Raw genomic sequence first — 939 nt, 5'->3', positions numbered from 1 at the left:
CCTAATCGTGTTCAGCAGAATAGCCGGAGGAAGTTTCCTACTGTCGATAAGAAAGGATTGGCACAGGGAGTGTGAATATCGAAACACCATCACAGAATAATGCCAGATAGAAATGCGATAGTAGGGTTGGATATTTAAATAAGGAGCATCCCGACTTAAAATGAATATGACTGCGTAACCAGGCGCAATAAAAAAAGCGAAAGAATCGCTTTTATTCTGGTTGTTTTTTCGAAGAGTGACCGTTTTCTGAGATGACAAGAAATAAGGAAGTCCTATGATCGCTAGCGGAATAGTTCAAAAACTGAATGCGCAAATGAATCAGGAGTTTTATACCTCAAATTTGTATCTTCAGCTCAGCCAGAGGTGCAGCGAGAATAGCCTTAATGGCACCGCACTATTTTTGCGTCATCAGGCGCAAAATACGGTGACGCAAATGATGCGCATGTACGAATACATCAAACAGAGCGGCGCCACGCCGGTGTTACAGGAGCAACACGCCCGGTGCGGTGAATTTTCCACGCTGGAAGATCTGTTTGAGCAGACGGTAAGCGATTACCAGAAGCGCATTAATGCGCTGACCTCTTTGACGGAAGACGCCCAGGCAGCAAACGATAAGTCAGCGATTAACTTCCTGAAGCGATACAGAAAAGAGGAAATCGTGGACGGGACGCTGTTGCAAATCATTCTGGATGAAGTCCGCAGCGCTAAAAAAGCGGGCATCAACATGCAGCAAACCGACCACTATCTGGTTGGCGTGATCGATCGCTATCACTAAATCAATTTCGCAGTACGAGGAGGTTTTACGCCTCCTCAGAAAATCTGTTTTACATCAGAAACAGAGGTTTATGCCAGTGAACATTTGATACCCAACACGTCATAGTGATTTTTTAACTTAGCGTTTTTATATCGTGCCAAAAATGTCTCTGCTTGTGTCTTTAT

General features: G+C 44.3%; 1 protein-coding gene. It reads left to right on the top strand.

Annotated elements, in window-relative coordinates; all coding sequences use genetic code 11:
• Nucleotides 1-274 precede the first annotated feature (274 nt).
• The gene (locus C5687_RS24280) at nucleotides 275-775 is read left to right on the top strand and encodes a non-heme ferritin-like protein (protein ID WP_001752509.1); all 501 of its coding nucleotides are present in this window, start codon (nucleotides 275-277) and stop codon (nucleotides 773-775) included.
• The last annotated feature ends 164 nt before the right edge of the window (nucleotides 776-939 follow it).

The sequence above is a fragment of the Enterobacter sichuanensis genome, from assembly GCF_002939185.1.
In the GTDB taxonomy this organism is placed as follows: domain Bacteria; phylum Pseudomonadota; class Gammaproteobacteria; order Enterobacterales; family Enterobacteriaceae; genus Enterobacter; species Enterobacter sichuanensis.
This window is presented reverse-complemented; position numbering and strand designations above follow the sequence as displayed.